The following is a 22,753-nucleotide window of genomic DNA, read 5'->3' as shown; positions in this document are numbered from 1 at the left end:
CCGCTTCTCCGCTCGCGGCGGGCGGTCGGCGAGCCGTCCGCAGGGGCCGGAATCCGCGGGGAGGAGGCGGCCGGGTCACCGCAGTACGGTGGAGTCGGCGCAGGTGGCGGCACCTCCCGCCGCGTACCGCGCACGGCAGGTCCCGAGGAGGTACGTGCCATGGAACGCGAGCGGGTGGATCACCTGGTGTCCGCCCTGCGGGCCCGGGGCATCATGGCCCACCGCGCCGACGAGGGCGTGTACGACTTCGCCCTCCGCGTGGTCATCCCGGACGGGTGCGAGGCCCTGTGGACCGTCGGCGGGGCGGGCGGGCTGGACGCGGAGGTGCTCCGCGACAACGTCCTCATCGGCTTCGTCCCGCACATCCCCGGCTCCGAGGATTTCGACGAGCAGCAGATGGTCGAGGCCATCGCGGCGACGCCGTACTCCGAGGAGGGCCTGCACCCCGCGAGCCCGGTCGCCCGGCCGGTCCCGGCGGCGGTACGGGCACCGGCCCCGGCCCCGCCCCCGGCGCCGTCGCTGCCGCACCACCGGCACCGGCACCGCGACCCGTGGCGCCCGCGCCGGATCCGGTGGCCGCACCGCTGAACCGGCCGGACGGCGCGGCACGCGGTAGGGGGCGGGGGCCAGCTCGGGCGAGGACGGCCAGGCGCACCCGGTCCCCGCGCCCCGGCGCCCGCTCCCCCCGATCCCCGCTCACGACACCCGCGGTTGACTTCGTCCGCGCCATGCTCTTCGATGCTGCTCGGCCCCGTTTCCGGGGCCGGTGAACTGATCACAGGACTTCTGCCCGGTGATGGAGTCGGTGCGGGGCGTGTGTCCCCACTCCGCGCCACAACTGGACGGTTCCAGGCGGTCGTCCACGGGTCGGTACGCACGGGCACCGGCGACCCGGGAGGCCGTCCCGCCGGGCAGCGAGAGGGAATCGCCGTGTCGACGGCGAACTACCGTGCCCTGCTGCGTACCCCCGGGGCCGCGGCGTTCTTCCTGCCCGCGCTGCTGGGGCGGTGCGGCGGCGCGATGACCGGGCTGGGCATCGTCTGGCTCGTGCACGACCGGACCGGGTCCTTCGCCGCCGCCGGGGTGGTGAGCGGCGGCTTCGCGGTGGCCGAGGCGCTGGGGGCTCCCCAACTGGCCCGGCTCGCCGACCGGTTCGGGCAGACGCGGGTGCTGCCGCCCGCGCTGCTCGGGCACGCCGCCGCGATGGCCGCGCTGGTGGCCCTGACGTCCGCGGGCGCCCCCCGCGCGCTGCTGGCGCTGGGCGGTGCGGCGGTCGGGGCGAGCGTGCCGCAGCTCCCGGCGATGTCCGCGGCGCGCTGGGCGGCGCTGCTGCGCGGCGGCCGGGCGGCGGAGCTGCCCGCGGCCTTCGCGCTGGAGTCGGTCGGCAACGCGGTGTCCTACCTCGTGGGCCCGGCGCTGGTCAGCGCCCTCGCGGCGGCCGGGCACCCGGCGGCGGGGAGCGCGCTGGCCACCTCGTTGACGGTCGGCGGCGGGCTGCTGCTCGCCGCCCGGCGCGGCAGCGCGCCCCCGCACACCGCCGACGTCGCCGCGCGTGCCCGCGCGGGCCGCACCCTGCTGGGCGGCGGGCTGCTGGTCCTGCTGGTCCTCAACCTCGGCATCGGTGTGTACTTCGGCGCGATGCAGGTGTCGGTGACCGCCTTCGCGGTCGAGCACGGCGCGCCGGGCGCGGCGGCCCCGCTGTTCGCGGTGTCCAGCGGCAGCGGGCTGCTGGCCGGGTGGCTGTACGGGCTGCGCCGGTGGCGGGCCGCGCCGCCCGTGCAACTGCTCGCCGCGACCGCCGCGTTGACGCTGGGCGGGCTGCTGCTGCTCGCCGCCGGTTCGCCGGTCGCGCTGGCGCCCGCCGTGGTCGTGACCGGTGCGGCGGTGCCGCCGCTGCTGGCGCTCTTCTCGCTGCTGGCGGAGTCCGCCGTCGATCCGCTGGTCCTGACGCAGGCCTTCTCCTGGCTCGGTTCGGCGAGCGCCGCGGGCTCGGCCGCCGCGGCGGCGGCCTCCGGCTGGGCGGTCGACGCGCTCGGCGCCCGCGGGGGCTTCGCCGTGGCGGTGGCGGCGGCGGCCGCGATGGCGCTGGTGAGCGCGGGGGCGCTGCGCCCGCTGGGGGCCGCCGTACGCCGTACGCCGGGGTAGCGGCCGGGGGCGCCGGGGTAGCGGCCGGGGGGCTAACCGGGCGGACGGCGGCGGCCGTGGATGCGCAGCCAGACGTCGCGGGCGTGCCGTCCCGCCGCCGTGCGGCTGCGGGCGACGAGGCGGCGGGCCTGGCCCGGGGTCTCGACCATCGCGCGCGAGCCGGACAGCGGTTTGCCCGCGGTCTCGCGCAGGTAGAGCGTGGAGACGCAGCCGACGGCGCCCGCGATCATGAGGTAGTACGCGGGGACCATCGCGTCGCCCGTCGCCTCCACCAGCGCGGAGGCGACCAGCGGGGTGGTGCCGCCGAACAGGGAGACGGAGAGGTTGAAGGCGATCGACAGGGCCCCGTAGCGGATGCGGGTCGGGAAGAGGGCGGGCAGGGTGGCCGCCGAGGTGCCCGCGAAGGACGCGAGCAGCAGGCCGAGGATCGCGCAGCCGACCGCGGGCAGCACGATGCCGCCCTGCCGGATCAGGAGGAACGCGGGCGCGGAGAGGGCGATGAGCGCGATGCTGCCGGTCATGAACACCGGCCGCCGTCCCCACCGGTCGGAGGTGCGGCCCACCGCCGTGATGGTGAGCACGACGAGCAGCATGGTGCCGAGCACGAGCAGTTGCGCGGTGGTGTCGCCGAAGTCGAGCGTGGACGTCATGTACGTCGGCAGGTAGGACGTCACCATGTAGTTGGTGACGTTGTAGAGCAGGACGAGCCCGATGCAGATCAGGATGGCCTGCCAGTGGCCGGTGAAGATGTCCTTCAGCCGCCCGCGCCCGGACTGCCGGGCCTCGTCGACCGGGCTGCCCTCGCCCGGCACGGACCGGGCCGCCTCCTCGACCTCCGCCTTGAAGGCGGGGGTGTCCTCCAGCTTGAGCCGCATGTAGAGGCCGGTCACCCCGAGCGGCCCGGCCACCAGGAAGGGGATGCGCCAGGCCCAGTCCTGGAGGCTCTGCGAGCCGAGGGTGACGGTCAGCACGGTGACCAGGCCGGAGCCCAGCGAATAGCCGATGAAGGTGCCGAAGTCGAGCCAGCTGCCGAGGAAGCCGCGCCGCCGGTCGGGCGCGTACTCCGCGATGTACGTGGTCGCGCCCGCGTACTCGCCGCCGGTGGAGAAGCCCTGTACGAGCCGGCACACCAGCAACAGCACGGGCGCGAGGAAGCCCACGGCCGCGTACGTCGGGAGCAGGCCGACCGCGAGGGTGCTCGCGGCCATCATGATCATGGTGATCGCCAGCACCCGCTGGCGGCCGATGCGGTCGCCGAGCGGGCCGAAGACGAGGCCGCCGAGCGGGCGGACGAGGAAGGCGGCGGCGAAGGTCGCGAAGGTGGAGATGACCTGGGTGCCGGGTGAGCTGGAGGGGAAGAAGACCTTGCCGAGGGTGTCGGCGAGGTAGGCGTAGACGCCGAAGTCGAACCACTCCATGGTGTTGCCGAGCGCGGCGGCGCCCACCGCGAGCCGCACCTTCGGCAGGTCGGCGACGGCGACGTCCTCCGGGCCCAGCGACTTCTTCCGGCGCCGCAGCAGGGTGCGGTAGAGCCGGTCCACCCGCTCGCCCGAGCGCCGCGGCCCGGCCCCCGTCCGGCCGGGTCCTCTGCGCGCGTCCACTTCCGGCCCTCCTCCTCCGCCGCCGCCGATACGTCGACCGCGCACGGTGGCCGTACGTCGGACGTACGGCCGCCGTGCGCGGCGGTCACGCGGTGCTCGTGGGCCCGGTCAGCACCAGGGCACGGTGCCGAGGTTGACGACGTACCGGGCGGCGAGCCAGCCGGTGCGGTCGTGCAGCTTGTACCAGCGCGGGTTGCCGTCCACGGTCTGGCCGTTGACCTTGCACGAGATGTGCACGATGGCGCCGGGCGGGTAGCTGCCGAGCGCCGCGGAGTTGGTGGTCGCGGCGGCACGGATGGTCAGCGGCAGGTTGGACACGACCTGCCCGTCGACGTATCCGTTCCGCGCGGTGGCCGGCGCGGCCTGGGTGCCCGCAGTGGCGGCGCCCGCGGGGGCGACGGCACCGAACAGGCCGAGGACGGCGGCCCCCGCGGTGAGGGCGAGGGTGGTCAGGGGCTTCGACGTGGCGAACTGCGGCATGACGTCCTTCCTGCTGTGGGACCCCACCGGGCACGCCCGGCGGTTCGCGGAACGGTTCCCCGCCCGCCGAGCCTCCTCCCCGCACCCGCCCGCCATGCCGAGCCGTGCCGCGAAGCCCCTCCGTCGGCGCACACGGCACTACCCGATCGGCGGTCCGGCATCGCGTTGACCCGGTGTGCACACCCAGTGTATACACCGAGTGTGAACGTACCGATGACGCTTCTCGGGCTGCTCGAACGGCAGTCGAGCCATGGATATGACCTCAAGCGGGATTACGACACGTACTTCAGTCCCGGCAAGCCGCTGCTGCTGGGGCAGGTGTACTCGACGCTCGGGCGGTTGGCCCGGGACGGGAAGGTGGTGGTGGGGGCCGCGGAGCCGGGGGCGGGGCCGGAGCGGAAGCGGTATGTGATCACCGATCAGGGGGCCACGGAGGTCGAGACGTGGCTGACCGAGCCGGTGGAGACCGAGCAGCACCTGCAGACGGAGCTGTTCACCAAGGTCGTGCTCGCGCTGATGCTGGAGCGCGACGCGTCGGCGTATCTGGACCTCCAGCGGGCCGCGCATGTGCGGAGGATGCGCGAGCTGACCGAGGTCAAGCGGACCGGGCCGCTGGTCGACAAGCTGCTCGCCGACCACAGCATGTTCCGGCTGGAGGCCGACCTGCGGTGGATCGACGTCACGCAGGCCCGGCTGTCCGCGCTCGCGCGGGAGGTGCGGGGATGAGCGGGGGCGGGGGCGAGGGCGCGGGGTTCGTCGAGGCGCGGGGCGTGGAGCTGGCCTTCGGGCAGACGCCCGCGCTGCGCGGCGCGGACCTCGCGGTGGGGCGCGGGGAGATCGTGGCCATCATGGGGCCGAGCGGTTCGGGCAAGTCGACGCTGCTGCACTGCCTGGCCGGGATCCTCGTCCCGGACGGCGGCGAGGTGCTCTTCGACGGCCGCCGGGTGGACCGGATGCGCGAGCCGGAGCGCAGTGAGCTGCGCCGGGACCGCTTCGGCTTCCTCTTCCAGTTCGGCCAGCTGGTCCCCGAGCTGACGGCGGAGGAGAACGTCGCGATGCCGCTGCTGCTGAGCGGTACGCGGCGCGGGCCCGCGCTCGCCGAGGCCCGCGGCTGGTTCGCCCGGCTCGGGCTGGACGGGCTGGAGCGGCGCCGTTCCGGGGAGCTGTCGGGCGGTCAGGCCCAGCGGGTCGCGCTGGCGCGGGCGATGGCGGGCAGCCCCGATGTGCTGTTCGCCGACGAGCCGACCGGCGCGCTGGACTCGCTCACCGGCGAGCAGGTCATGGAGCTGCTGGTCGACACCGCCCGGGAGAACGGCACCACCGCGGTCATCGTGACGCACGAGGCCCGGGTCGCCGCGTGCGCCGACCGCGAGGTCATGGTGCGCGACGGCCGCGTCACCACCCCGGCGCTCGGCGGGAGCCGGACGTGATACGGCTGGGTCTGCGGATGGCCCTCGGAACGGGCCGGGACGCGCTGCTGCGGCTGCTCGTCATCGCGGCCGCCGTCGCGCTGGGCGTCGGGATGCTGCTGGCCACGCTCGCCGCGCTCAACGCCACCAGCACGCAGAACGCCCGCAACGGCTGGCTCAACACCGGCCGGGTGCCGGCCGAGGCGCAGCCGGGCGCCGACCCGCTGTGGTGGCGGATCGGCGCGGACGGCTTCCAGGGCAAGCTGGTCGGACGGATCGACGTGGCCGCGACCGGGCCGCACTCCCCCGTGCCGCCGGGCATGGCGCGGCTGCCGGGGCCGGGCGAGTTCTACGCCTCGCCCGCGATGGCCGAGCTGCTGCGCGACACCCCGGCCGCGCAGCTCGCCGACCGCTACCCGGGCCGGCTCGCCGGGACGATCGGCAAGGCGGCGCTGCCCGGCCCGGACTCCCTCGTCATCGTGGTCGGCCACCGCCCGGACGAGCTGGCCGGGCAGCGCGGTACGACCGAGGTGAGGGCCATCACCGGTGTCTCGCCGAGCAGTTGCAGCGGTCCGAGCTGCGCGGTGGGCACCAACAGCAACGGTATGAAGCTGATCCTGTCGGTCGTCGCCGCGGCCATGATCTTCCCGGTGCTGGTGCTCATCGGCACCGCGACCCGGCTGTCGGCGGCCGCGCGCGAGCAGCGGTTCGCCGCGATGCGGCTGGTCGGGGCGACACCGCGGCAGATCGCGGTGGTCTCGACGGTCGAGTCGACGGTGGCGGCGGCCGCGGGCGTCGCGGCGGGCTTCGGCCTGTACGCGCTGCTGCGCCCGCTGCTGGTGCGGGTCGACTTCACCCGCACACCGTTCTTCCTGTCCGACCTGTCGCTGTCCGCCGCCGACATCGCGGTGGTCGCGGTGGGGGTGCCGCTCGCGGCGGCGGTGTCGGCGCGGCTCGCGCTGCGCCGGGTGCGGATCTCGCCGCTCGGGGTGACCCGCCGGGTCACCCCGCGCCCGCCGCGCGCCTACCGGCTGATCCCGCTGGTGGCGGGGCTGGTGGAGCTGGCGTGCTTCATCGGGCACCGCCCGGCGACCAGCACCGGGCAGGTGCGGGCGTTCCTGCCCGGCATCCTGGTGGTGCTGGGCGGGCTGGTGGTGGCCGGGCCGTGGCTGACGATGGCGGGGGCGCGGCTGATGGCCGCGCGTGCCCGGCGCGCCGCCGGGCTGGTCGCCGGGCGGCGGCTGTCGGACGACCCGAAGGCGGGTTTCCGGGCGGTCAGCGGGCTGGTCCTGGCGCTGTGCGTGACGACCACCGCGGTCGGGATCATCGACGCGATGGTGCACGAGCGCGGGCTGCCGGGCGCGGGCAAGGCGGTGCGGGACACGGTGGTGAGCGACCACGAGACGTTCGAGCGGGGCCACGCCCGAGGCACCGCGGCCACCCCGCCGGACAGCGTGGTCGCGGCGCTGCGCGCGGTGCCCGGCGTCGGGGGCGTGCTCGTCATCCACTCCGACCCGGGCGGCGGCGACCCGCGCGCGCCCTTCGGCGGCGGGCTGGTGGAGTGCGCGCAGCTGGCCACCGTGCCGGTGTACGGGGCCTGCCCGCCGGGCGCGCGGACCTCGTCGTTCAACAGCGTGGTCAGCGTGTACGGCATGACCAGGGACCAGACGTGGCCCGCCCGCTGGCCCGCCGCGACGCTCACGCCGGAGGCGCTGCGGCGGCTGCCGGTGGTGCAGATCGCGGTCACCACGGACGGCTCGCAGCCGGCCGTCGAGACCGTGCGGACGCTGCTGGCGCGGGCCTACCCGGAGGACGACCCGCCGTACACGCTCGCCGAGAACCGCGCCGCGTCGGCGCAGGAGCTGGACAGCTACCGGCGGCTCGCCGACATCGTCATCGCGGTGAGCTTCCCGGTGGCCGGGTGCAGCCTCGCGGTCGCGGTGGCGGGCGGGATCGGTGACCGCAAGCGGCCCTTCAGCCTGCTGCGGCTGACCGGGGTGCGGCTGCGGACGCTGCGTCAGGTCGTGCTGCTGGAGAGCGCGGTGCCGATGCTGGCGGTCGCGGTGGTGGCGATCGGCACCGGGTTCCTGGCCGCCCAGCTCTTCCTGAAGGCGCAGCTGGACTACTCGCTGCGGCCGCCGGGCCCGGAGTACTACGCCATGGTCGGCGGCGGGATCGCCGCGGCGCTCGCGGTGATCGGGGCGACGCTGCCGCTGCTGGCGCGCGTCACGGGACCGGAGAACGCGCGCAACGAGTGACGGGGGTCCGCGCGGGATCCGGATCGCGCCATCCGCCGGCCGGCGGGTGGCGCGATCGCGTTCCCGGGCCCGCGCGGCTTCCGGGACGGTGCGGGTGGGCGCGCGGGCGGCCGTTGCGGGCAGACCAATCCGGCGGGTGACCGACGTTGTCAGGGTGCCGTCCTGGGGCGTTGCCGGATGTCGTGGTGTAGACCAATTTCCGCCAGCAGAGCCGGAGTCGGGACGTGGAGCAGACCTGCAACCAGGCACGATACGTAAAGGTCCAGACCTGATTGGTCCAGACCCTTGCGCCGGGTTGCGGCGAGTGCCACCGTACTGGGCAACCCCGCTCGGGTGCCGTGCGGAGGAACGGCCGGCCGTCGCCGGCCTCCCCCCGCGCCCGAAACGACACCCGAGCGCCGTACGCGTCGACGAGGTAACAGCGGCCGGTGCAGCGCACCGCGCCGCCGTGCCCCCACCGGCCCGCGGTGCCCGCCGCGGGCCGCACGCCTGCTCGTTCGCGATCGAAGGGATCGTCCTCACCATGCGCGGAATCACCATGCGCGGAAAGTCCACCGGGTTCGGCGTCGCCGCCGGCCTCGGCACCGTCGCCCTGCTCGCCGGGCTCGCCACCTTCGCCGGTGGCGGTACGGCCTCGGCCGACCCGAACACCACCACCGCCGTCAGCTCCGGCCCGTCCAGCTTCACGCAGGCCACCGCGACCGGCCAGCCCTCGCAGTACAGCTCCTCCCTGGAGCGCTGCGCCAACGGCGTCGACCACCCGCTCAGCGGCGCCAACCCCGTCCTCAGCGAGCCGCTGACCACGCAGTTCACCAGCAACGTCGGCCTCTCGGAGCAGGTCACCTTCTCCGGCAACCAGTGGTACGGCGACTGGAACTTCGTCTTCACCAACACCTCCTCGCAGACCCTGTCCACGGACTGCGCGGTGCTGGTCTTCCGGGCCCCGTCCGGCTCCGACGACCACAGCTACACCTCCACCCAGGCCTACGGGCACCCGCAGCAGGACTACCTGGAGGTGCCGCGCGGCGACGGCACGTCGTTCTACATCGCCCGGCTCGGCTTCCACGACGTGACGCTCGCGGAGCGCCAGGTCGCACCGGGGCAGTCCTTCACGTACACCTTCGGCGGGGTCCCGTCCTCGGCGATCAGCAACACCCAGATCCGCGACTCGCTGAAGTTCACGGCCGACCTGGACCTCAAGGCCAACGAGTCGCTGATCGAGCACTACGGCACCGACCGCCTGACCAACTGAGGACCTGAGGACGGCTGTTGTCAGGCCGTCCCCCGACCCCGGGGGCGGGCGCCCGGTGCGTGTGGCGCCCGCTCCCGGCCGCATCCACGGACGGACGAAGGAGGGTGCGCGGTGGTGCGCGTACCGAAACGATGGGTGGCCCTCGGCGTGGCCGCCGCGGCGGTCGCCACCGTGGCGGCCGTACGGTCCGGCGGGTCCGGGCACGGCGTGAGCGGCGCGGACGCCGCCGACAGGCAGCAGGCCTACGCCGTCGCCCGCCAGGAGTTCGGCCGGCTGTCCGGCGGGGACTGGGCGGGCGCCTGGCGGTTGTGGACCGCCGACGCCCAACACGCCGTACCGCAGGACGAGTTCGTCCGCGCCAACACCGAGTGCCGGCCCGCGCTGGGCATCCCGTACGTCCTCGGTACGGGCTCGCGCACCGGCCCGGACGCCTTCCGGGTCAGCTGGACGCACGCCGGTGCGCAGGGCGCCAACACCCTGCGCCGCACCGCCGGGCACTGGCGCTTCGCCCCCGACCCGCAGACCCTCGCCGCCTTCCGGGGCGGCGCCGACTCCGTCGTCCGGCAGCGCCGTGCGAGCGGGTCATGCCACTGAGGCCGGGCCCGCGCGCGGGCGGGCGGGTGTGCGTGCGCACGCTGCGGCGGTTCGTGGCGGGCGCGGCGCTCGCGGTCGTCGCGCTGCTCGCGCTGCCCGGTGCGGCCGGGGCGCACGCCGACCTCGTGCGGTCGTCGCCCGCCGACGGGGCGGTGCTCACCGCAGAACCCCGGCAGGTGACGCTGGTCTTCTCGGAGCGGATCGCACCGCGGCTCAGCTCCGTGCACGTCATCGGCCCCGGCGGGCAGCGCCTCGACGAGGGCGCGCCGGTCGCCGCCGGGCCGGGCGGCGACCGGATCCGGGTCGGGCTCGCGCCCGAGCGGCGCCCCGGCACGTACGTCCTGACCTGGCGCACCACCGCGACCGACGACGGCCACACCACCACCGGCGCCCTCACCTTCTCCGTCGGCGCCGCCTCCGCCGCCCCCGCGACCGCCACGCCCACCGCCGGCGACCGCCTCACCGGCGCGGCCCTCGACACCGCCGTGTGGCTCGGCTTCGCGGGCCTCGCCGCGATGACCGGTTTCACCGCCGTCCGCGCGTCCTGCCTGCCGCGGCCGCCGGAGGAGGAGGCCGGGGGCGGGGAGGCCGACGTCCCCGGCGGGGCGCCGCCCGGCCCCGGCGGCACCGCCGTCGCCGCGCGCACCCGCACCGGTGGCGTACGGACCGCGCCCGGCCCCTTCGTCGGGATCGACGTCGTGCACGCCCCGCCCGGCGGGAGCGGGTACGGGTACGGGCCCTCGTGGGCGCGGCTGCGGTGGCCGGCCGCCGTGGGGTGGGCGGCGGCGCTGGTCGGCACCGTCGCACAACTGCTGGTCCACGGGCCGGCCACGCAGGGCGCGTCGCTCTCCCGGGTCGGTGACCGGTCGCTGCTGTCGGCGACGCTGAGCACGCATGTGGGCCACACGCTCGTCGCCCGGCTGATGCTGCTCGCGCTGACCGCGGTGGTCGGTGAGCAGATCCTGCGCCACCGGCGGGCGGGCGCGGCCGGTGCGGTGCCGCTGGTGCTGCTGCTGGCGCTGACGTGGAGCCAGACCAGCCACGCCCCGAGCGAGCCGCTCGCGCCGCTCGGCGTGATCGTCACCACGCTGCACGTCACGGCGATGGCGGTGTGGGCGGGCGGCGTGGCGACCCTGGCCGTGCTGCTGGTCGGCCACCGCGGGCCCGAACTCGCCGTGGCCGCACGACGTTTCACCCGGCTCGCGCTCACGGCGGTGACCGTGCTGATCGCCACCGGCACGTACCAGGCCTGGCGGCTGCTCGGCAGCTTCGGCGCGCTGACCGGCACGCACTACGGCCGCCTGCTGCTGCTGAAGATCGCGCTGGTCCTCGCCGTCCTCGCCGCGGCGGCCCTCCGCCACACCCGCACACCCGCGGTGCCCACCGCGCCCGCCGCCTCCTCCGCGTCCAGCCGGTCCACCGCGCCCGCCGCCTCCGCCGTCACCCGTACCGTCCTCGGTGAACTGGCGGGGCTCACCGCCGTGCTGGTCGTCACCGTGCTGCTGACCGCCACCGCTCCGGCCGCGCACGGCGGCGCGTCCGGGCCCGTGGTCGCCCCGGCGGCCCGCGCGGCACGCTGAACGCCCCGCGGGCGGGGGCCGTCCGGCATACTGGTGACCGTGCGTGTGGTCATCATGACGGCGGGTTCGCGGGGGGACGTGGCCCCGTACACGGGGCTGGGGCACGGGCTCGCCGCGGGCGGGCACGAGGTGACGGTCGTGACGCACGAGCGGTTCGCGGGAATCGTGGCGGACGCCGGGGTGGGCTTCCACGGGCTGCCGGTGGATCCGCGGGCCGAACTGGCGTCGCGGGCGGGGCAGGGGCTGCATGCCGCGCGCAATCCCGCCGCGAAGCTGTGGCGGGTGTTCGCGATGGCGCGCGAGCTGGTCGGGGAGATGGCCGGGGCGATGCTCGCGGCGGCCGAAGGGGCGGAGGTGCTGCTGCTGGGCGGGGCCGTCGCGCCGCTCGGGCAGGTGATCGGGGAGGGGCTCGGGGTGCCGAGCCTCGGGGTGTATCTGCAACCGCTGGCGCCGACAAGGGAGTTCGCGCCGCCGGTGATCGGTACGGGTTCGTGGGGCGGGCCGGCGAACCGGGCGGCGGCGCGGGCCGTCAACGCCGGGCTCGACACCGTCTTCCGGGACGCCGCGCGGGATCTGCGGATCCGGCTGGGGCTGCCGCCGCGCGGAGTGGGCGCGGCCCGGCGGGCGCGGGAGCGGGCGGACTGGCCCGTCTTCCACGGCTTCAGCCGCCATGTGCTGCCCCGTCCCGCCGACTGGCGCGCGGGGCTCACCGTCACCGGCTACTGGTGGCCGCGGGCGGCGCCGGGCGCGCGACTGCCGGACGAGGTCGAGGACTTCCTCGCGGCGGGCCCGCCGCCCGTCTACGTCGGGCTCGGCAGCGCCACCGTGCCGGACCCGGCGGGGCTGAGCGCCGCGGTGGTGCGGGCGCTGCGCGCGGCGGGGATGCGCGGGGTGATCCAGCGCGGATGGAGCGGGCTGGACGCCGGGGAGGCGGCGGGCGGCGACATGCTCACCGTCGGGGACCTCCCGCACGAGCTGCTCTTCCCGCGCACGGCCGCGGTCGTCCACCACGCGGGTGCGGGCACGACGGCGGCGGCGCTGCGCGCGGGGGTGCCCGCGGTGCCGGTGCCGGTGCAGTTCGACGCGGCTTTCTGGTCCCGCCGCCTGACCGCCCTCGGCGTCGCCCCCGTGCCCGTCCCGTTGCGTGCGCTCACCGCGGACACCCTCGGCGCGGCCGTCCGCCGGGCGGTGACGGACCCCGGGTACGCGGCGCGGGCGGCGGCCCTCGCCCGCCGTATCGGCGCGGAGGACGCCGTCGCCCCGGTCCGTACGGCTCTGGCCGAGCTGGCGTGACGGGTGCGGCTCAGCCCGCCAGCGGCAGGAACCCGCCGCGGGCCGAGCCCGCGGACGTCAGGGCGGCGAGGTCGAGTTCGGCGGGGAGCTGCGGCAGGGACAGCACCAGCACGCCCCCGGCGGCCTCGGCGTCCGCGCACCAGTCGCCCATGTCGGCCTCCGTGTCCGCGGCGGCGGCAGAGGCGGCCGTCAGCGCGGGCAGGACGGGCGCGGCGAGCGCGGGTATCACGACGCCGTGCTCGCCGGGGCCGTCGACGACGCACAGCGTCAGCCGCGGCAGCACGCTCCAGCCCGCGGGCCGCGGTATCTCCCGGCCCACCGCCGGAAGGGCGTCGTGGACGGGCGCGTCGGCCAGCAGCAGCACGGGGGTCTGCCCGCGGACGAAGAGGGTGTTCTCGGGTGTCAGCAGCACCCTCGCATCATGGCATCCCGCACCGACAGCCGCCCGGCCCGCGGGGTCCCGGGCAGCGCGGTGGCCCCCGCCCGGCGCGTGGTGCGCCGGGCGGGGGCCGTCGTCGGCGGGAGGTCAGTCGTCGTTCTCCGTGGAGGGGATGAACGCGCCCGGGACGTCGTCCGGGGCGAAGATCCGGCTCTCGCCCGGGTAGGGCTTCTTCCAGTCGTGCGTCTGGTACCACGTGAAGTGGTTCATCTGCGCGGGGTTGGCGTAGTCCGGCACCGCGTTCGGGCCGGTCAGCCGCTGCTTGGACTTCCAGCGGTCCCACTGCGCGGCCGTGGCCCTCTCGGCGGCCGGGACGACGGCGGACGGCACGGGAGCCGCGGCCGGGTCCTGGGCGGCCGGGGTGTCCACGCCGCAGGAGGGCGGGGTGGCCAGACCGGCGGTCAGCGAGGTGCGGTTGGGCAGCGCGGTGAACGGCGTGTAGTCCGGCTTCGCGGTGAAGGCACCGGTCATCGGCGTGGCCGCGGTGTCCTTCTGGTTCATCGGCTGGACGCCGAGGATCTGCTCGATGGTGCGGATCATGGTGATCTGCGAGTAGTAGTGGCTGTCGACCGCGCCGTGCTGCGCCCACGGGCTGATGATCTGGATCGGGGCGCGGTGGCCGTCGACGTGGTCGAGACCGGCCTGGGAGTCGTCCTCGACGACGAAGATCGCCGAGTTCTTCCAGTACGGGCTGTGCGAGATGGTGTCGACCATCCGGCCGACCGCCAGGTCGTTGTCCGCGACCTGCGCGGCGGCGTTCGCCGGGCCGCCGGTGTGGTCGCTGGAGAGCCAGAACATGTTCAGCTTCGCCGGGCCGTTCTTGGCGAAGTCCTGCTCCCACAGCTGCTCGCGGTAGATGTCCGGCACGGAGGTGTCGAACTTCGGGAAGCCGTGCACCGAGACGTCGTTGAGCGACGGGATCGGCGAGGAGGAGTCCAGCGGGTACTGCGTGGGCGCGCCGGTGGCGTCCATCGTCTTGGCGTCGCAGTACAGGTTCTGCCAGGTGGCCGCGGCCGGCTTGGTCAGGAACTGCTGGAACTCGCCGAAGTCGCGGACGGTGTCGCCGGCCGCCTGCGCGCCGGTCCACAGGAATCCGCTCTTCTGGTGGCCGAGCGCGTCGTCCTCGGTGTCGTAACTGCGCAGGTACTCACCGGCGGAGGACTCGGTGTACTCCGGGTTGTCGGCCTGCATCAGCCAGTTGTGGCCCTCGGCGGAGTTCGTGCCGATGTCGTACGTGTTGTCGTACAGGCCGAACTGCTGGGTGAGGGCGTGCTGGTTGGGTGTGACGTTCTCGCCGAACTCCGCGAGCGCCGGGTCGCCGTTGCCGCTGGCGATGTCGCCGAAGAGCTGGTCGTACGTCCGGTTCTCCTTGACGATCAGGAAGACGTGCTGGATCGTCGACGGGTCGCCGAGGCGGGCCGGTACGGGCACCGGCTTCCTGCCGTAGTGGTTGCCCGGGGCGTTCTTGACGTTGTCCCCGGTCCAGCCGTTCTGCCGGAAGACCTTGGCCGTCTCGGAGCGGATCACCTTGTCGCCGGGGAGCGTGAGGGTGGTCAGGCTCGACGTGGTGTCGTGGGTGGCGTGGCCGGCCGCGGTGGTGGGGCGGCGGGCGTCGATGCCACGGGTGTTGGACACCACGATCTTGTTGCCGACGGTCGCGATCTCGGCCGGGAAGTAGTCCGTCGGCAGCAGGCCGACGTAGCTGACCGGCTCCTGCGCGGAGGTGAAGCGGTAGACGGCGACCGCGTTCGCGCGGCCCAGCGTCACCAGCAGGTGGCCGTCGGCGGTGAGCGTCACCGCGTTTGGCTCGTAGCCGACGGTGGCCTGCGGCCACGGCTGGGTGGCGATGGTCTGCACGACCTTGCCGCGGGCGGTGTCGATGACGGACACGCTGTTGGTCGCGGTGTTGGTGACGAACAGCGTCCTGCCGTGGGCGTAGAGCGCCGTCGGGTGCAGGCCGACGTCGATGCTGCCGACGGCCGCGGACGGGTTCGCCACGTCGATGACGCTGACGGTGCCGGTCGTGGTGGCACCGGTCACCGGGTTGGCCGGGACCTGCGTGCCGTAGGAGTTGATGGTGCTCTCGCCGGGCCTGGCGGTGCGGCCGCCCTCGTTGCTCACGTAGAGCTTGCCGCCGACCTGGGCCAGGCCGCGCGGCGCGTTGCCGGTGGCCCAGCTGCGGGTGATCGCGCCGGTCGCGGCGTCGATGGCGACGACCCGGTTCTGGCCGTTGACCGCCGAGTAGACGGTGGAGCCGTCCGCGGAGAAGACCGCGGCGCTCGCCAGCGCGTGCTTGCTGCCGTCCGCCGGGATCGCGACGGTGACCGGGTCGGCCAGCGTGCCGTCGTCGTTCACCGTGAACCTGGTGTAGCCGTCGGTCTGGCCGAGCCACAGCTGCGTGCCGTCGGGCGAGTACGTCGGGCCCTCCTGCCCGATGTCGTTGCCCTTGATCCGCAGGTTCGCGGACGCGGAGTTGCCGACGATCTGCTGGACCTTGCCGCCCTTGAGGTCCACGATCGCGAGCGCCACGCCGCCGTCGGTGACCGACGCGGCGAGGTGGGTGCCGTCCGGGCTGACCGTGGACGACATGATCTTGCCGTTGTCGATGACGAGGCGGTCGCCGTACGGGGCCAGGTACTGGTCACTGGAGATGACCGTGCCGTCCTTGGTGTCCTGCCCGACCTGCTGGGTGCCGAACCCGTTGGTCGTGGCGAACGCCGTTCCTGTGGCGGCCACCGCGAGCGCGGTGACCCCCGCCGTTACCAGGGGCACGCGGTGGCCGACGTGTTTCGAGAGGAATCCCACCCTCTCGACACGCCGGCGATTGCGCGTTACCTGCATGGGTTTCCCTTTCAGGAGGTGTGGAGCAGTTCCACGTTGCCGTCGAACTGCCAGAGCGGGTTCGGCGCGTCCCCCTGCGGGGTGCGCACCAGGAAGTAGCCGTTCACTTCCTTCGGTCCGTCGCCGTCGGCGACGTACCGCCCGTCCGCGGTGACGTCGAGCTGGTAGATGGCCTGACCAGGGGCTGCGACGCCAGGGAGATGCCAGGTCACGACGCAGCGCCAGTCGTTGCCCGGCCCGTTGGCCGAGACCTGCCCGCCGCCGCGGTTGCAGGCCGCGGAGACCCGCAGCTGTGCTTCCGTGACGGCGGGCCGGTTCAGCTCGGAGGTCTGGATGCGGTAGAGGTGGGCGAACGCGGTCGCGACCGAGCGCTGGATCTTGGGCTGGTCGATGCCCGAGCCCATCGAGGGGGTGGCCACGGCGACGGCCCCGACCGTCACACCGCACAGCACCGCGAGCGGGACGAACCCGCCGGTGACGGTGCGCCGCCCGGAGGCGTCGTCGGTGGAGTTGGTGAAGTCCCGGCGCAGGAACAGCCGGTAGGCCAGCAGGGTGCCGGCGACCGCCCAGGCCAGCGACACCGCGACGCTCGCGACCAGCGGGGTGAGCTGGCCGGGGCTGGTGAACAGGCCGTTCCAGGAGATGAACGCGTAGCCGGGCAGCGCCAGGCGCACCGCGACGGGCAGCGGCAGCATCTGCGCGAGCTGCATCGCGAGTGCCACCAGCGCGGGCAGCAGCAGGCCCATCGGGGAGCGGCCGAGCCCGATGGAGCCGAGCAGGCCGATCGCGGCGAGCGCGAGGGTCGGGGCGAGCACGCACGCCCAGGCCAGCAGGACGTGCCCGGCGGCGTCGGAGGGCGCGAGCAGATGCCCGTCGAGGCCGACGAGGGCGTGGTTGCCCTCGGCGATCAGGCCGCCGACGACGCTGGACGCGCACAGTCCGGCGAGCATCAGCACTATGACGGTGAGGCTGCCGAGCGCCTTGGCGACGAAGATCCGCCGCGGCGAGCGCACCGCGACGAGCAGGTGCCGCCAGGTGCCGAGCCGGTCCTCGGACGCGAAGACGTCACCGGCGACGACCGAGGTGAGCAGTGGCAGCGCCCACGTTCCGGAGAAGCCGAGGATGACGAGCGACCCGGCCCATCCGGTGGCGTGCATCCACCGGCCGAACAGGGTGTCGGTGGGCAGCGTGCTCTGCTGGCCCACCGCGACGACGAAGAGCGCGGGCGCGATCCAGCAGGCCAGCACCAGCAGCCGGATGCGCCACTGGGAGACCAGCTTGACCAGCTCGAAGCGGTAGCCGCGGGTGACCGGCACGCGGGCGCCGGCCGGCGGCTGCTCCCGGACGGGGGCGGGGGCGGTGGCGGTCATCGGGCGGCCTCCTTCTCCTGCTGCCGCGTTGTCGTCCGCGGCTCCTCCGGTGGCTCGGTCAGCGCCAGGAAGGCCGCTTCCAGGGGCGAGACGACGGGGGCGAACTCCCGTACCGCGACTCCCGCGGACACCACCGCGGCGACCAGCTCGTCCAGCGCCGGGACCAGCGCGCGGACGACCAGGGCCTCGGCGCCGCGCCACTCCACCGACTCCTCGACGACCCGGATCCCGGGGACGGCCGCGGCGGCCTCCCGGGCGGCCGCGGCGTCGGAGGTGAGCAGCCGGTAGTCCAGCTCGCGGTTCTCGGCGGCGAGCTTGCTCATCGGGCCGGAGAAGACGACCCGGCCGGTCGCGAGGATGGTGACCTCGGAGCACAGCGCCTCCAGGTCGTCCATCCGGTGGCTGGAGACGACGACGCTGGTGCCGGCCTCGGCGAGCCGGGTCAGGACGCCGTGCACATGCTTCTTGCCCGCCGGGTCCAGGCCGTTGGACGGTTCGTCGAGGACCAGCAGCCGCGGCTCGGTGAGCAGCGCGGCGGCGAGCCCGAGGCGCTGCCGCATGCCGAGGGAGAAGCCGCGCACCCGGTCGTCGGCGACGTCGGTGAGGCCGACCTGGGCGAGCGCGTCGTCGATGACCGTGCCGCCGCTGCCGGTGCCGCGCAGGGCGGCGAGGGCGGCGAGGTTCTGCCGGGCGGTGAGCGAGGGGTAGAGGCCGGGGCCGTCGACGAACCCGGCGACGCCGTCGGGGGCGGTCAGCGCCCGCCCGACGGGGGTGCGCAGGATCTCCAGCCGGCCGCTGTCGGCGACGGACAGTCCCAGCAGGAGGCCGAGCAGCGTCGTCTTGCCGGCTCCGTTCGGTCCCACCAGGCCGTGGATCTGCCCCTGCGCCACGTCCAGGTCGACACCGTCGAGGGCGACGACCTCCCCGAAGCACTTGGTGATCCCGCGGGCCCGGACTGCGGTTGCGTCCATGAGTCCCTTCCTTCCGAAGCCTCATGGGACCCTAGGGATGCAAGAAGAACACCTGCACCGGCCGGAAGCTGAACGCTTGTGGAACGCGGGGTGACGATGTGCCATTGCACCGCCCGGCGACCCAAACGCCCTCGCAGGTCAGGGACTTGACGGTAGGTAACCGGGGGGCGGCGCTCCGGTGCGGGCGGATCAGCCGCCCGGCTGCGGGACGGCCACGCCCTCCACACCGGGGGAACCCCGGTCGGCGCCGTCGAAGAGGACGACGTCGCCGCCGCGCACCGACGAGCCGTCGGCGTGGTCGAACGCCGCGACCCGAGCGTATTGCGTCCGTTCCCAGGTCAGGCCCCGGGCGTCCCCCCTGTGACGCGGACCGGGAGGGTGCTGTGGCCGCGCAGCACGACGCGGTCGCGGCGGGTCGACGGGGGGCCTGCGGGGGTGAGGTGCGGGAAGCGGGTCAGCAACAGGGGGAAGGCGACGGCGGCCTCCAGGCGGGCCAGGCCGTTGCCGATGCAGATGTGGGCGCCCGCGCCGAAGCTGAGCGGGCGGCTCGCGGTCCGGGTGGGGTCGAAGCGCCCGGGGTCCGGGTAGCGGGCGGGGTCGCGGTTGGCGGCGCCGACGAGCAGCACGAGCTGGGCGCCGCGCGGCAGCGGCACACCCGCCAGCTCCTGGCCGTCGGCGTGCACGATGCGGGTGGTGAGCTGGACGGGCGACTCGTAGCGCAGCACCTCCTCGACGAAGGGGCCGACGCCGATCCGTCCGGCGCGCAGGCCCGCCGCGGCCTCGGGGTGCTCGAACAGCAGCCGCAGGCCGTTGCCGAGCAGGTCGGTGGTGGTCTCGAAGCCCGCGACGAGCAGCAGGGTGAGGTTGGCGAGCAGCTCGCCCTCGGACAGCCGCCCGTCGTCGGCGTCGCGGGCCGCGAGCAGCGCGCCGACCAGGTCCTCCGACTCCCGCGGGTGGGCCCGGCGTTCGGCGACCAGGCCGCTGAAGTAGTCGGCGAGCCGGACGGCGGCGGCGTCGGCGGGCAGCAGCGCCGCGGGGTCGGTGACGAACTCCAGCGCGATGGTGAGGTCGGCGGCGAGGGTACGGAAGAGGTGCCGGTCGGCCGCGGGCACGCCGAGCATCTCGCAGATGACGGTGAGCGGCAGCGGTGAGGCGAACGCGGTCATGAAGTCGACGGCCGCCCCGTCCGCGCCGGACTCGGCGAGGGCGCCCAGGAGTTGGCCGACGACCTCGGCGACCATCGGCTCGTAGGCGGCGACGCGGCGCGGGGTGAAGACGGAGTTCATCAGGGAGCGCATGCGGGTGTGCTCGGGCGGGTCGTTCTCCAGCACGGAGCGGGCCAGCAGGGCGATCGCGTCGTGCGCGTCGCGGTCCTCGGAGGAGACCTGCGCGCCGGTGACGCCGAAGGCGGGGTTGCGCAGTGCGCGGTTGACGGCGTCGTAGCCGCACACGAGGTAGAGGCCGCCGCCGACGTCGAGGACGGGGCCCATGTCCAGCGCGCGGGCGTAGAGGGGGTAGGGGTCCTCCCGGCCGCCGGGGGCGAGCATCTCCAGGGCGAGGGCCGCCGGGTCGGGGGTCTGCGCCTGCTGCGGGGCGGCGGTCATCCGGGGTCGCTCCTCGACATCCGTACGGCATACGGGACATGGCACGAAAGAACCTGCGGGGACGAGTATCCCGGGCGAGAGGTGTATCGCACAACCGTGCGGACCGCCGGACGCGTGCGAGACAGAGTGTCGTCCCCGATACATCCCGACCCTCTCCACCCCGAGGCGTCACCCGCAACCCGACGCCGGTCAAGTAAAGGTAAATTCGCGGAAGTTGGTCTAGTCCTCTGCGACGCGATGACCCGCACGAAGTTCTCACCGTGCGCCGAATTGGTCCAGTCCAATTGTCGTCCGGGCCATTGCCGTACCCGCTGATCTCGGCTGTCCTGGTGGGGCCGCCCTCGCGCCCCCACATCCCGAGGAGAGCCGTGTCCACCGGACTGCGATTCCCCAGACGCTCACCTTCGCCCAGCGCTCCCCCACCCCGCCGCCCGCTCGCCCGGCTGCGCCGCCGGCTGGCCGCCCTCGTCGCGACGACCGGCCTGGCCGTCGCCGGGCTCGCCGGCATCTCCGCGCCCGCCGCGCACGCCGCGGGCGCGGTCACCGCGGAGTTCAGCAGCACCGGCTCCGGCTCGTCCTGGACGGGCACGTACACCGTCAAGAACGGCACGTCCGCGGCGATCAGCACCTGGTCGCTGGAGTTCGACCTGCCGGCCGGCGTGAAGATCACCAGCGAGACGTACGGCACCTCCACCGTCACCGGCCAGCACGTCGTGGCCTCCCCCGCGTACTACAACGCGAGCGTCCCGGCGGGCGGTTCGACGTACCCGTACAGCTACACCTTCACCGCCTCGGGTCCGCTGTCGGCGCCGACCGGCTGCCTGGTCAACGGCGCCAAGTGCGACGGCAGCCCCGCCACGCCGCCGCACGCGCCCACCGGCGTGACGGTCACCGACGCCACCGCCCACACCGTGACGCTGGGCTGGACCGCGGCCGCGATCGGCGACTTCCCCGTCGCCTCCTACGACGTGCTCCAGGGCAGCACGGTGGTGGCCTCCAGCGGCACCACCAGCGCCACCGTGCAGGGCCTGTCGCCCGCCACGTCCTACCAGTTCACGGTGCGGGCCAAGGACAGCCGGGGCAACGTGGGCGCCGTCAGCGCCCCGGTCACCGCGGCGACCTTCGACCCGTCCACGGACACCGTCCCGCCGACCGCGCCGGGCAACCTCACGGCGGGCACGGTCACCGACAGCACCGTGGCACTGTCGTGGGGCGCCGCGACCGACAACAACCGGGTCGCCGCCTACGACGTCTACCAGGGCGGCAAGCTCGTGACGTCCACCCCGGCCGCCACCCGCACCGCCACCCTGACCGGCCTGGCCCCCTCCACCGCCTACACGTTCACCGTCAAGGCCCGCGACCTGGCGGACAACGCCTCGCCCGCGAGCAACGCGGTCACCGTCACCACGCAGGAGGCGGTCGGCAACGGCGGTTACGCCAAGGTCGGTTACTTCGTGCAGTGGGGCATCTACGGGCGCCAGTACTTCGTGAAGAACCTCGACACCTCGGGCGCCGCGGCCAAGCTGGACGTCATCAACTACGCCTTCGGCAACGTCGATCCGAAGAACCTGACGTGCCTGCAAGGCGTCACCAAGGCCACCACCGCCGACCCGGAGGACCCGAGCCAGGGCGACGGCGCCGGTGACGCGGAGGCCGACTACGGGCGGGCCTTCCCGGCCGCCCAGTCCGTCAACGGCCAGGCGGACGACGGCTGGGGCAAGCTGCGCGGCAACTTCAACCAGCTCAAGGAGCTGAAGGCGAAGTACCCGCACCTGAAGGTCGTCATGTCGCTCGGCGGCTGGACCTACTCCAAGTACTTCTCGGACGTGGCGGCGACCGACGCCTCCCGCAAGAAGTTCGTGAAGTCCTGCATCGACACCTACATCAAGGGCAACCTGCCGTCCTACGAGGGCGCGGGCGGCGACGGTGTCGCGGCCGGCATCTTCGACGGCTTCGACATCGACTGGGAGTGGCCCGGCTCGCCCGACGGCCACCCCGGCAACCACTACTCGACCGCCGACAAGGCCAATCTGACCGCGCTGCTCGCCGAGTTCCGCACCGAACTGGACGCGCTGGGCGGCAGCCACCTGCTGCTGACCGCCTTCACCCCGGCCGACCCCGACAAGATCGCGCTGGGCTGGGACCTGCCGCAGGTGTCGAAGTCGCTGGACATCGAGAACGTCCAGGGCTACGACTTCCACGGCTCGGGCAGCGACAACTCCTGGGAGCCCAGCCGCACCGGCCACCAGGCCAACCTCTACGCCGACCCGACCTCGCCCGTCCCGAACGACTTCAGCGCCGACAAGGCCATCCAGACCTACCTCGCCGCCGGGGTCAGCCCGCGCAAGCTCACCCTCGGCCTGCCCTTCTACGGGCGCGGCTGGCAGCAGGTGACCGACGGCGGCGTGCACGGCGTGTGGCAGGCCGCGAACGGGGCGGCGCCGGGGCAGTTCGCCGAGGAGGCGGGCACCCGCGGCTACAACAACCTGGTCACGAGCGTGCCGGGGCTGACCGTCTACCACGACGAGCAGTCGGTGGCGACGTACGGCTACACCGGCAGCGGCGGCCAGTGGTGGTCCTTCGACGACGCCTGGTCCATCGGCAAGAAGGCGCAGTACATCACCTCGCACCATCTGCTCGGCGCGATGATCTGGGAGATGTCGGGCGACACCCCGAACGGCTCCCTCTTCACCGCCCTCACGACCGGCCTGGGCGGCTGACGCCCCGGCCCACCGGGTCCGGGCGGTCGGCGCCCGGACCCGCCGCGGCCCGTCCGGCGTGATCCGCCGCCGGGCCGCACCGCGGGACGGTACGGCTCTGTGCCGCCCCGCCGCAGGCCCGGCGGGTCACCGCCGCCGGGCCGCACGGCCGGACGCCTCACCACCGTCCGGCCGCCGCCGGGCGGTACGGCTCTGT

General features: G+C 74.6%; 17 protein-coding genes. 10 read left to right on the top strand and 7 right to left on the bottom strand.

Going from position 1 to position 22,753, the window contains the following annotated elements:
* Nucleotides 1–159: 159 nt before the first annotated feature.
* Together ACWERV_RS24395 and ACWERV_RS24390 are read left to right on the top strand one after the other, a co-directional pair.
* Nucleotides 160–588, top strand: coding sequence for a hypothetical protein (locus ACWERV_RS24395; protein ID WP_452936601.1), 429 nt, complete (start codon nucleotides 160–162; stop codon nucleotides 586–588).
* A gap of 342 nt (nucleotides 589–930) precedes the next feature.
* Nucleotides 931–2,145 (top strand): MFS transporter, encoded by a 1,215-nt coding sequence (locus ACWERV_RS24390; protein ID WP_452936599.1) that lies wholly within the window; start codon nucleotides 931–933, stop codon nucleotides 2,143–2,145.
* Between the two features lie 32 nt (nucleotides 2,146–2,177).
* Here ACWERV_RS24390 and proP read toward each other — a convergent pair whose 3' ends face one another.
* Together proP and ACWERV_RS24380 are read right to left on the bottom strand one after the other, a co-directional pair.
* On the bottom strand, nucleotides 2,178–3,686 hold the full coding sequence (proP, locus tag ACWERV_RS24385; protein WP_452936694.1) for a glycine betaine/L-proline transporter ProP: 1,509 nt from the start codon (nucleotides 3,684–3,686) through the stop codon (nucleotides 2,178–2,180).
* A 168-nt stretch (nucleotides 3,687–3,854) separates the two neighbouring features.
* Nucleotides 3,855–4,226, bottom strand: coding sequence for an SH3 domain-containing protein (locus ACWERV_RS24380; RefSeq protein WP_398183334.1), 372 nt, complete (start codon nucleotides 4,224–4,226; stop codon nucleotides 3,855–3,857).
* Nucleotides 4,227–4,427: 201 nt separating this feature from the next.
* On the opposite strand from ACWERV_RS24380, the gene ACWERV_RS24375 reads away from it, so the two are divergent.
* The 7 genes from ACWERV_RS24375 to ACWERV_RS24345 all read left to right on the top strand — a co-directional run bounded on the left by ACWERV_RS24375 (nucleotide 4,428) and on the right by ACWERV_RS24345 (nucleotide 12,612).
* A complete protein-coding gene (locus tag ACWERV_RS24375; protein ID WP_452936596.1) occupies nucleotides 4,428–4,952 on the top strand; it encodes a PadR family transcriptional regulator in 525 nt (174 codons plus the stop codon).
* Nucleotides 4,949–5,656 carry an ABC transporter ATP-binding protein gene (locus ACWERV_RS24370; protein ID WP_452936592.1) on the top strand — a complete coding sequence of 236 codons (708 nt, stop codon included), beginning with the start codon at nucleotides 4,949–4,951 and terminating at the stop codon, nucleotides 5,654–5,656. The genes ACWERV_RS24375 and ACWERV_RS24370 overlap by 4 nt, the downstream gene beginning before the upstream one ends.
* A complete protein-coding gene (locus ACWERV_RS24365) occupies nucleotides 5,653–7,893 on the top strand; it encodes an FtsX-like permease family protein (RefSeq protein ID WP_452936590.1) in 2,241 nt (746 codons plus the stop codon). The genes ACWERV_RS24370 and ACWERV_RS24365 overlap by 4 nt, the downstream gene beginning before the upstream one ends.
* 523 nt (nucleotides 7,894–8,416) lie before the next feature.
* Entirely contained in the window at nucleotides 8,417–9,145 is a 729-nt protein-coding gene (locus ACWERV_RS24360) for a hypothetical protein (RefSeq protein ID WP_398183322.1), read from the top strand.
* Nucleotides 9,146–9,256: 111 nt separating this feature from the next.
* A complete protein-coding gene (locus ACWERV_RS24355) occupies nucleotides 9,257–9,739 on the top strand; it encodes a hypothetical protein (protein ID WP_452936587.1) in 483 nt (160 codons plus the stop codon).
* Entirely contained in the window at nucleotides 9,730–11,319 is a 1,590-nt protein-coding gene (locus tag ACWERV_RS24350) for a copper resistance CopC/CopD family protein (protein ID WP_452936584.1), read from the top strand. The genes ACWERV_RS24355 and ACWERV_RS24350 overlap by 10 nt, the downstream gene beginning before the upstream one ends.
* Before the next feature lie 54 nt (nucleotides 11,320–11,373).
* Nucleotides 11,374–12,612, top strand: a complete 1,239-nt coding sequence (locus ACWERV_RS24345) for a nucleotide disphospho-sugar-binding domain-containing protein (RefSeq protein ID WP_452936691.1) — start codon at nucleotides 11,374–11,376, stop codon at nucleotides 12,610–12,612.
* A gap of 10 nt (nucleotides 12,613–12,622) precedes the next feature.
* Here ACWERV_RS24345 and ACWERV_RS24340 read toward each other — a convergent pair whose 3' ends face one another.
* The 5 genes from ACWERV_RS24340 to ACWERV_RS24320 form a co-directional block, all read right to left on the bottom strand.
* The gene (locus ACWERV_RS24340) at nucleotides 12,623–13,024 is read right to left on the bottom strand and encodes a hypothetical protein (protein WP_452936581.1); all 402 of its coding nucleotides are present in this window, start codon (nucleotides 13,022–13,024) and stop codon (nucleotides 12,623–12,625) included.
* A 114-nt stretch (nucleotides 13,025–13,138) separates the two neighbouring features.
* Nucleotides 13,139–15,892 carry an alkaline phosphatase family protein gene (locus ACWERV_RS24335; RefSeq protein WP_452936578.1) on the bottom strand — a complete coding sequence of 918 codons (2,754 nt, stop codon included), beginning with the start codon at nucleotides 15,890–15,892 and terminating at the stop codon, nucleotides 13,139–13,141.
* Between the two features lie 11 nt (nucleotides 15,893–15,903).
* Nucleotides 15,904–17,262 (bottom strand): ABC transporter permease, encoded by a 1,359-nt coding sequence (locus ACWERV_RS24330; RefSeq protein ID WP_452936575.1) that lies wholly within the window; start codon nucleotides 17,260–17,262, stop codon nucleotides 15,904–15,906.
* A complete protein-coding gene (locus tag ACWERV_RS24325; RefSeq protein WP_398183304.1) occupies nucleotides 17,259–18,233 on the bottom strand; it encodes an ABC transporter ATP-binding protein in 975 nt (324 codons plus the stop codon). Before ACWERV_RS24325 ends, ACWERV_RS24330 begins: the two co-directional genes overlap by 4 nt.
* A gap of 338 nt (nucleotides 18,234–18,571) precedes the next feature.
* Nucleotides 18,572–19,837 carry a cytochrome P450 gene (locus ACWERV_RS24320; protein ID WP_452936572.1) on the bottom strand — a complete coding sequence of 422 codons (1,266 nt, stop codon included), beginning with the start codon at nucleotides 19,835–19,837 and terminating at the stop codon, nucleotides 18,572–18,574.
* Nucleotides 19,838–20,280: 443 nt separating this feature from the next.
* Between ACWERV_RS24320 and ACWERV_RS24315 the strand changes: the two genes are divergently transcribed.
* Nucleotides 20,281–22,557, top strand: a complete 2,277-nt coding sequence (locus tag ACWERV_RS24315) for a glycosyl hydrolase family 18 protein (RefSeq protein WP_452936688.1) — start codon at nucleotides 20,281–20,283, stop codon at nucleotides 22,555–22,557.
* Nucleotides 22,558–22,753 lie beyond the last annotated feature (196 nt).

It is taken from the genome of Streptomyces sp. NPDC004031 (assembly GCF_053604375.1).
Note: the sequence above shows the minus strand (reverse complement) of the source record. Positions and strands in the feature narration are given on the sequence as shown.